General features: G+C 67.0%; 8 protein-coding genes. 2 read left to right on the forward strand and 6 right to left on the reverse strand.

Features of this window, described 5'->3' with window-relative positions:
- Nucleotides 1–251 precede the first annotated feature (251 nt).
- Nucleotides 252–662, reverse strand: a complete 411-nt coding sequence (locus AN216_RS00515) for a GlcG/HbpS family heme-binding protein (RefSeq protein ID WP_070194555.1) — start codon at nt 660–662, stop codon at nt 252–254.
- A 53-nt stretch (nt 663–715) separates the two neighbouring features.
- Entirely contained in the window at nt 716–1,864 is a 1,149-nt protein-coding gene (locus AN216_RS00520) for a glutathione-independent formaldehyde dehydrogenase (RefSeq protein ID WP_070194556.1), read from the reverse strand.
- Between the two features lie 244 nt (nt 1,865–2,108).
- On the opposite strand from AN216_RS00520, the gene AN216_RS00525 reads away from it, so the two are divergent.
- Nucleotides 2,109–2,414, forward strand: coding sequence for a putative quinol monooxygenase (locus tag AN216_RS00525; protein WP_070194557.1), 306 nt, complete (start codon nt 2,109–2,111; stop codon nt 2,412–2,414).
- A 92-nt stretch (nt 2,415–2,506) separates the two neighbouring features.
- On the opposite strand, the gene AN216_RS30955 is transcribed toward AN216_RS00525, so the two are convergent.
- The 4 genes from AN216_RS30955 to AN216_RS00535 form a co-directional block, all read right to left on the reverse strand.
- Nucleotides 2,507–2,722 carry a transposase gene (locus AN216_RS30955; RefSeq protein WP_212732660.1) on the reverse strand — a complete coding sequence of 72 codons (216 nt, stop codon included), beginning with the start codon at nt 2,720–2,722 and terminating at the stop codon, nt 2,507–2,509.
- A 1,016-nt stretch (nt 2,723–3,738) separates the two neighbouring features.
- Nucleotides 3,739–3,960, reverse strand: coding sequence for a hypothetical protein (locus tag AN216_RS28525; RefSeq protein WP_139140827.1), 222 nt, complete (start codon nt 3,958–3,960; stop codon nt 3,739–3,741).
- Nucleotides 3,961–4,407: 447 nt separating this feature from the next.
- Nucleotides 4,408–5,421, reverse strand: a complete 1,014-nt coding sequence (locus tag AN216_RS00530) for a TniB family NTP-binding protein (RefSeq protein WP_070194558.1) — start codon at nt 5,419–5,421, stop codon at nt 4,408–4,410.
- The gene (locus tag AN216_RS00535; protein ID WP_079166097.1) at nt 5,418–8,303 is read right to left on the reverse strand and encodes a TnsA-like heteromeric transposase endonuclease subunit; all 2,886 of its coding nucleotides are present in this window, start codon (nt 8,301–8,303) and stop codon (nt 5,418–5,420) included. The genes AN216_RS00530 and AN216_RS00535 overlap by 4 nt, the downstream gene beginning before the upstream one ends.
- A gap of 129 nt (nt 8,304–8,432) precedes the next feature.
- On the opposite strand from AN216_RS00535, the gene AN216_RS00540 reads away from it, so the two are divergent.
- Nucleotides 8,433–8,855, forward strand: coding sequence for a VOC family protein (locus tag AN216_RS00540; RefSeq protein WP_212732659.1), 423 nt, complete (start codon nt 8,433–8,435; stop codon nt 8,853–8,855).
- Nucleotides 8,856–9,090: the final 235 nt, after the last annotated feature.

The following is a 9,090-nucleotide window of genomic DNA, read 5'->3' on the forward strand; positions in this document are numbered from 1 at the left end:
GGCCGCGTAGTTCTTCCGTCATTTCTGTTCTCTCCCCTGAGGCGATCACCGACTCATAAGGCGGTCAACGCTCTTCGTAGCGGGTGGGCGGGTAGTCCGGGCGGTCTTGGGGTGGGACGTCGGCCGAGGTGGCGGCGCACCCGCCCTCCGGCGTCCGCCCGTCATGACGACCTCCTCTCCTCGGCTCTCCTAAGCGGCTTTCGCACGGCTCCTGCGGGGTGCGCGACGCGGGCGGGCGGGATATGCGGGGGTTACAAGCCTGCGGCAGCCGCCTGGGCGACGCTCTGGTCCTGGTCTCCTGACCCTCCGCTCACCCCGACGCCGCCCACCACCTGTTCGTTGCGGTGGAGCGGCAGGCCGCCAGCGAAGATCATCACTCGGCCCTGGTTGGAGCCGCTGATGCCGTAGAACTGCTGCCCGGGAGCGGCGTTCTCGGCGAGGTCGGCGGTGCTGATGTCGAAGGCGCGGGCGGTGAATGCCTTGTTGATGGAGATGTCGACGCTGCCGATCCATGCGTCGTCCATGGGGGCGTGGGCGACGAGGTTGCCGCCGGCGTCGACCACGGCGATGTTGCTTGGCTGCCCGAGCTCCTGCGCTCGTTTCTCTCCCGCGTCGATGACCCGCCGAGCGTCCTGAAGGGAGACGGTCTCGATGCTGGTCATGGTGGGAGCTCCTTCCTGAAGTGGCTTCCGGGGGTATGGGCCGGGGCGATGGGTCAGCCGCCGTCGGGGTGGAGCAGGACCTTGGTCCAGCCGTCGTCGCGGTTGTCGAAGTGCTGGTAGCCCTCGGGGGCCTGATCCAGTGGCAGTTCGTGGGAGACGATCCAGGACGGCTTGGCCTTCCCCTGCTCGATGAGCCCGCTGAGCTGCCGGTTGTATGCCTTCACGTTGGCCTGTCCGGTGCCCATGGTCTGGCCCTTGAACCAGAACTTGCCGTAGTCGAAGACGACTTCACCCTCGCGGTAGAGCTGGTCGGGACTGCCGGGGTCCTGCGGGATGAAAACGCCGACCACACCGATGGTGCCGGTGGCCTTCACCGTGTCCACCAGGTTGTTCAGGGTGAGGGCCGGGTGCTCGGTGCCCTGGGGGTCGTGGGCCTGGTAGCCGACGCACTCGCAGCCGCTGTCCGCGCCCGCGCCGTTGGTGAGTTGGTTGACCTGGTCGATGGGCGAGCCCTTGGAGTCGTCGATGGGGATGGCTCCGATCTGTTCGGCGAGGGCGAGCCGGTCGGGGTGGCGGTCGACGACCATGACCTGGGAGGCGCTCTTCAGGTTGGCCGAGAGGGCGGCCATCAGTCCGACCGGTCCGGCGCCGTAGATGACGACGGAGTCGCCGGGCTGGACGCAGGCGAGCTGGGTGCAGTGCCAGCCGGTGGGGAAGATGTCGGAGAGCATCGTGTAGTCGGCCTGCCGTTCGCGGGCGTCCTCGGGCAGGACCAGGCAGTTGTGGTCGCCGTAGGGGACGCGCAGGTACTCGGCCTGGCCGCCGCTGTAGGGCCCCATGCCGGCGAAGCCGTAGGCGGCTCCGGCCATGGTGGGATCGGTGGGGGTGGTGAGGCAGAAGGCGGTCAGCCCGTGCTCGCAGTTGCGGCAGAAGCCGCAGGAGATGTTGAACGGCAGACTGACCATGTCCCCGACCCGGACCTTGTCGACACCGGGGCCGACCTCGACAACCTCGCCCATGTTCTCGTGGCCGAGGACGCGGCCGGTCTCCATGTCGGTACGGCCTTCATACATGTGCAGGTCCGAGCCGCAGATGTTGGTCGTGGTGATCTTCACCAGGACGTCGGTGGGACGCTCGATACGCGCATCCGGTACGTCCTTCACCTGCACCTCACGGGGCCCGTCGTATACGAGAGCCTTCATCGGTCTCCCTCGCTCTCGGTAGATGCTGGGCATGCTTCGGCAGTGAGCTGTAGGTGGGCGCGATGCGGCCACCGGGCATCCCACCGGACAGCCCACACATCCAGGCTCCCACGCCCGCGAAACATGTCAAAAGGGGCGATAATGAGGTATCGATGCGGCTGTACGGGAGACCCGGTCCACGCCAACCGATCACTGCAGTGCCCGGCAGCTTCCGGGCGGCCCAGCATCGGAAGGGAGCCCACTCATGGCCGACATCAACGTCGCGCTGCACGTACAGGTCAAGGCCCTGCCCGGCAAGGAGGAAGAGGTCGCCGCCTTTCTCCGCGAGGGCCTTGCCCTCGTGCAGGAGGAGCCCGGCACCGTCGCCTGGTTCGCCGTGCGCCTGAGCCCGTCCACCTTCGCCATCTTCGACGCCTTCCCCGACGACGACGCACGCCAGGCCCACCTCGCTGGCCGCCTGGGCAGCGCCCTGACGGAACGAGCCGGAGAACTGTTCGCCCAACCGCCTTCCGTCGAGCAACTCGACGTCCTTGCCCACAAACTCCCCTGAAGACCAGGCGGACTTGTCCACGCCCGGCCCGTCGGACTGAACCCCGGACCCGGGTTTGTAGCAGGTCTTGTGTCTGAACACGAAAAGGGACTTCAAGGTTGAGCGGTGCGGAGGTGTCCGCGGGCTCGTCGGGTGGTGACGCAGCGTGTGCGTAGCCGTTGGTTCTCGGCGTTGTGGAAGCCGAACGCGGCACGGGCGACGAGCTTGATCACGCGGTTGGTGCCCTCGCTCTTGGCGTTGTGGTGGCCGGTGTCGATGAATGCTTCGATCTCGGGCCTACGGCGCCTGTGGTGGTGTCGAAGAGGCAGTGCCCGTCAACGGAGACCACCATGATGACGTCGCGACCAGTGTCGGGAGCGACGGCGAAGCCAATGCCGAGAAGGCCGCCTATGGGGGCCGCCGGTCCAGGGCTGTGCACCAGGAGGTCAGTGGCGGAGTCTCGGGGACCGACATAATTTTCTCACGCAACTGCTGCTGTGCTCCGATATCATTGATTCTCTCTGGTCTCGTTATCGCGGTTGGCTCGTTCCTTTTTCCGTAGCCGGTAGAGCCGGTTTCGACAGGCTGACGAGCATGTCACTCGAATCTTGTTGGCAGGGCCCTTCTCCATGGGGCTTGAGCAGACGGGGCAAGTTGCCGCTTGCCGCCCGCGAGCCGAGTCGGGTGCACGCGCTGGCCAGGGGGTCTCACCTCTGTCGATCCGGCGGCGCGTGTAAGCCCAGTTGATGCAGCGCCGCGAGCACCAGCGTCGTCGGCTGCCACGCCCGAGCGGTGCTTCGCAGGCATCGCAGGTTGGTTCCGGGATGGTCAGTGCTTCTGCCAAAGCAGCGGCCTGTTCATGTTGCCGTTGTTGGTGGCCTTTTTGGCGGCAGGCCTGCGAACACCAGCGCCGTAATTTGTCACCGCGAGAGGTGAGGACTAGTATCTCCCCGCAGTTTTGGCATTCCGTAGTCTGCTGCTTTCGCGGCCTTGGTTTCCGTCGGCGATGGGCTTTCTGGCGACATGCCGGCGAACAGATCTGCCTGAATCTGTTCGTTTTCTGGAAAAACTCGATCTTTCCGCAGCCTATGCATTGCGTGCGGTCAATGATTTCTCGGAGGTTGGCGGATTCGCGGCCGCTCACGGCAGCCAAGCGATCCCAACTCAGGGGCCCCCGATGAAGCGGCTCGCAGAGGTAGGACCAGAGAAGGCTGGCCTTGAGATGGTTGGCGGTTGCGAGGCGTTCGACGTAGGACTTCGCGCGCTCACCGGCGACGGGCCGGACCTGCATGGGCAGTTGGGCTGGTGGGCGGTGGTCAAGTGTGGGCATCGGAGGTGATGGGGTTCAGCAGGCTGGTGAAGTGGGTGCGCGATAGCTGGTCCGCTGGTTGCGGACGTAGGCGTTCAGTGTGGAGAAGGAGATCGAGATGCCGTGGTCGTCCATGAGCGTCTTCCAGATGTCCTTCGCGCTCACGTTCCGCGAGATCATCGGGATGACGATGTGCCGAACCGAGGCGATGACCGGGGTCTTTCCGTAGCGGCTCGGGCGTTCACGGGCAGGCGGCATCACGGCGGTCAAAGCCGCGCGGACGGTGCGCTGGCTGACGCCGTGCCGTTCCGCGAGATGCCGCAGCGAGAGACCGGCTTCCGCGTCCTTGCGAATCGCTCGATAGAGCAGGTAGGTGCCCCGGGGCAGTCGCTGGTACTGGCCTGAGACGGTGGTGCGTCGGCGGGGAACGACGGCATCCGTCAGGGCCAGGTTGAGGTGGTCAGCTGGATGGCCGGTGAGGACGGTGAGACGGTCGAGGCGGGGCTTTCCGGTCCAGTTGGGCGGACCGCAGGCGATCGCGTGCAGGGCGCTGGGCCGAAGGTGGTTGGCCTTGGCCAGGCGCCTGATGTTAGTTCTCGGTGCTCTCGCCCAGGTGCGGGCGGACTCGCATGGGAAGCGGAGCTGCGGGACGTTCGTCGGCGGTGCCGGACGGCATGGTGGGGGCGGTGCCTTTCTGCGCGGCGGTCAGCTGGATTCCGAACTGTGGTCAAGAGGAATCGCGTTGAGACCCGACTTCGTGATCTTTTCGCTGCCGGTGAGGATCGCGTCCAGGGCGGCGCCTCTGATCAGGTGGGACAGCGAGCCGATCATGCCGTCGGTGCGGTCGTGCAGATAGCGGTCCAGAGCGGTGAGGCTGCCCGCTTTGTGGTCGTGCAGCCTCAGCGAGTCTTCCAAGGTGGCCACCAGCCCCTGCCACTCCGTGTTGTAGGGCAAAGGTGCGGTGGGAACGAGGGTAAAACGTCCGGCGATCTGCTCACCGCGGGTGCCGTCGAACAACCCGGCCCGCTCGACGTTGATACCTGCGTAGACGAACGTGGCGGGAATGCGCTCGGAGAAATACTTCAAGGTGTCGGAGACCTCGGCTCCGGACCTGGTCGTCAGCGAGATGTTGTGCAGCTCGTCAACGAGGACCTGGCCCACGCGGGCGTCGGTGAGGACCCCGCAGACGGTCTCCAGGATGTCGGTGATGTTCGAGCGGACGCGAACCGGCAGGCCGAGGAAGCGCGCGAACTCCACCGCCACCATCCGCGCTGTCGCGGCGGGCGGCACGGTGATGTAGACGACCGGGATTCGGTCGCTCACCCCCGGATGCCGGGCCCTGTCGATGAGTTCATGGGCCCGGCCGAGCTGAGTGATCGCGGTGGTCTTCCCCGTGCCGGCCGGACCGGAGACGATCAGCCCCCGCCGGGCACTGACCGCGTGCCGGTTCAGCAGTGCCAGACGGCGGCCGCAGGTGACGGTGTGCTGGACCGTTGATGTCGCCACTACCAGCAGCCAGGTGTGATGGTCCAGGCGGCCCTCGTCGTAGCGGATCAGCTCGGCAGGGCTGAGTGCGGCCCGCTCGGCGGCACTCAGCATCACAGGTATGACGGGCTGATCGTCGACGAAGGACCGCCAGCCGGACAGGCTCGTCAGATGCCGCTCAGGCTCCCGAGGACCATCGGCGAAGGGGGCGAGCGGGTCGTGCGGTGCGGTCATGAACGCTTCCAGGGGTCGGCAAGAGGATCGAACAGGCCCAGCGGAATCACTTTGGCCAGCGGCGCCTCTTCCTCCGCCACGGCTTCAGGAGCTGGGTTGGGCTCGGTGACAGGCGCAGGCGTGGGAATCGGCGGGGTGGCCTTGGTGCGGGCGGCCACCTGCCTCTCCCGCCGCGTACGTTTCTTCGGCTTGCCCGCCCCGGCTTGTGCCGGACCCGCATGGGCCCGCGTCAGCAGAGCCGCAGCCGCCTCCGCGATCTCCGCCTCGGTGCCCTTGGGCAAGCCCTGGGCAGCGTGGTCCCAGGCCAGCTCCCCGAAGGGAACCGGGGTGTGACACAGGTGCTTCCAGGCCGCCTCGATCCACTCACCTTCGCCGTGGTGATTGCGTACCCAGATCCGGGAAATGTCGTGGGGGTCGTGATGGACCTCCCACAGCCCCTTCTTCTCCACAACACCGGAATGCTGACGGCGGATCAGGCCCGGAGCATCATAGGTGCGACGCTTGATCCTGATGCCGTAGTCGTTCACCGCCCGCCAGGTGGACGGCAGCAACTCGATGTAGTCCTCGGCGCTCAGCGCGACCGGAACGTAGCCACAGGCCTCGATGAGGGCGGCGTACTTCTCGTTCGGCGTGAACGAGCGGCCGGGGTGCAACGGGTCACGCAGCCCGTCGTGTTCGCGATTTTGCCACGTCGCGACAAGCCACTCGTCGAGAAGCTCCTGCAACTCCGGCAGGGACCAAAGCGGCTGCTTCTCCAGGTTGCGGCCGCGGTGGTCGGTGCTGCGACCGGTGTAGCCGGCGACGAACTGTGCGAAGAGCGTGCCGACGGAGTCCAGCATCTTCTCCACGTGCCCCTTCTGGAAGGGGGACGCCTTGTGCGTGGGCTGGAAGTCGATCTCCAGGAAGCGGCAGGACGCCTTGAAGTTCCGGGAGATGAACACTTTCCCGTGATCACAGACGATCATCTCCGGCACGATCACCGGCTTCGCAGCCGCGTACTCCAGCCGCTCGTTGATGTCCAGCAGCCGGCGATAGGGCAGCACCGACCTCGACATCCGCAGGGCGTCCACCCAGCCCGGCCGCATCACCTCGGGGGTGAGTGTGCGGGCCAGCAGCACGCTTGCGTCGACCGACTTCGTGGTGGGCCGCAGCACCGCTGCGGGCACTGTCCTGGTCGCGACATCGATCATGCCGGTGAGCTCGATCTTGCCCACCACCCCGTCGTCCAGGCGGACCAGCACGTCCAGCGGGGTGGAGTCGATCTGCACCACCTCGCCCGGCGCGAACACCGTCCACTGCCCGAACGGCGTCTTCGCCCCGTGGGCGCGTGAGCGGCGGTTGCGGGCTGTCGCCGAGACGGGTTTGCCATAGGTCAGCTTGGCCAGCAGCCGGTAGAGCGTTGACTGCGACGGCAGTCCCACCGTCTCGCTGTTCTCCCGCAGGATCTCGCCGGTCCGCCAGATGATGTAGGTCCCGGTGCGGGTGGAGTCGTCGATCCCCTCCTTGATCGCTTGCCGCATGGCCTCGACCACCGAGTCGTCGACAGTCCCGAACTGCGGCTTCTTGCGCACCGGCCGACGGTCGGCCAGCCCCAGCAGCCCTTCGGCCTGATAACGGCGGCGGAAGTTGCCGATCCTCACGCTGACCTGGTAGCCCGCGGCCGTCAGCTCGGCCGCCTTCGCCCGCTCGCGGGCGGTCAGCGAATGGCGGGCCGGATCGTACTCAGGGCGCGGTCCCGCATCTTCGCCCGCATTCGGATCGACGCCGTGCAGGACCTCCAGGATGTGGCCCTCCCACCACAGAGCCTTCTCCCGCGCGTGCTCCGGAAGCGCCTCCAGCAGCGACACCGGCGGCAGCGGCATCCGCACCGGGCTGCTGAGCACCTCGAAGCTCTCATCGCCCAGCAGCACCGCCAGCGGAACCTCCCGCGGCGAATCTTCCTCCTCTGCCAGCGTCACCGCCCGGGCGGACACGGCGAGCACCGCCCGCACTTGTCCGGCGGACCGGACCCGATCGCCCACTCGGATCGCCGCCGGCCTCGACAATCTGCGCATCTGGCTCCCTTCGCCGCGCGTGCCCGGCCGCGGACGCAGCAGCAAGCCACGGCTCCGACTCTCGAACTGAGACCCGATGGCAGTTCCATCCGACGTGTGCACCACCGTGCCACCGGTCAGCAAGGCCCCGCCGAGGTCAGCGCGTAGTTCCCCGGTCCACATCAGGTGGAACAGCGCCGGCAGGACACGCAGGACGTCCCCGGCCTCCTTTGCTCCCGCCCGCAGCCCATGAGGCCGCCGGAAGACCTCCACCAGACGCTCGACGATGTCGGTCTCACGGCCGCACCGCCTGTGCCGGTAACGGGCCAGCCACCGCAGATTCGCCATGTACACCGGATCCGGGGCACCGACGTGCGCAAACTCCCAGCCCACCGCCGAACAGGCCCGCTCGGTCGCGGCGAACGCTTCCGCGGTCCGCTCGTCGACATCGTCCTCGGCACGGACATCGACCACGCGGGCGCGTCCGTCGGCCAGCCGTACGAAGTAGTCAGGCGCGTGCCGCCGCTTCTCTGCCTCCTCGCGCCAGTGCAGCCAGAACGGCTGTGAGGCGATCCCCACCACGTCCGGTGCGAAGTCCAGTAGGATCAGCCGCTCCCGCTCCAGCCACGACTCGTAGCCCACATGGTCGCCGGTAGTCACCGCGTAGTACCAGCCCGCGAAGCTGCGGTCACCCTTGTTCCACCGGAACCCGCGTACGGGCGCTACGTCCTCGAACCGGACACCCCACCCGGAGCCCAACGCAGTGCGACGACGCCGGCCGCTGTCGAAGAAGTCCAGGTCAAAGGCGCCCAGCACGGGATCGCCGTACGCGCGTAACGGTTCCCCCACCGTCTCCCCAGACAGTCAGCCTTAAATGATCACTCAACCTTCAGTGAGAAAACCTAGCGGTCACCATCGAGTTCCGCGTCATCGTCTGAGCACGACCCCCGGTAGAATTGTCTCGACATCGAGATAATTATGGAGGCCATGATGAGGCTGCACCACATTCAGATCTCGATGCCGTGCGGCCAGGAGGCCGAGGCGCGTCGCTTCTACGCAGAGGCGCTCGGGCTGCAAGAGGTGGAGAAGCCACCCTCGCTGAGCGGTCGAGGCGGTTGCTGGTTTCGTGCGTACGACGGTGACGTGATCACGGCCGAGATACACCTCGGAGTCGAGGATCCGTTCGCTGCTGCCAAGAAGGCGCATCCCGGCCTCGTGTGCGGGACGACCGAAGAGCTGGTGAGTGTGGCCTGGCGAATTGAGCGCAATGGATACGACGTCTCGTGGGTGGAGCGTGACACCTTCGAGGGGTACGCCCGGTTCCATGCGCGCGACGGGTTCGGAAACCGGGTCGAGGTCATGACGCCGAGGACGGAAACTGCTGAGGAACTCTCGCGCTGACCTCGCTGCATCACACGGGCTCCCGTGGCCGGCGAGCGGCGCGCTCATCGCGGGCATGCGAGCCCTGCGTTAATGCCGCGTCTCGTGATGCGGAAGCTCCGCCACCTGGATACCGCGACAACCGCTGGATTCCTTGGGCGTTCCGCCGACGACGCACCTTGCTCCGCGCCCGCCAGCCCGGTGGGAGCGCAGGCCGGCGGGCGGGGCGACTCACGCGGGGGCGCCGAGCGGCGGG

This window comes from Streptomyces oceani (genome assembly GCF_001751245.1).
In the GTDB taxonomy this organism is placed as follows: Bacteria; Actinomycetota; Actinomycetes; order Streptomycetales; family Streptomycetaceae; genus Streptomyces; species Streptomyces oceani.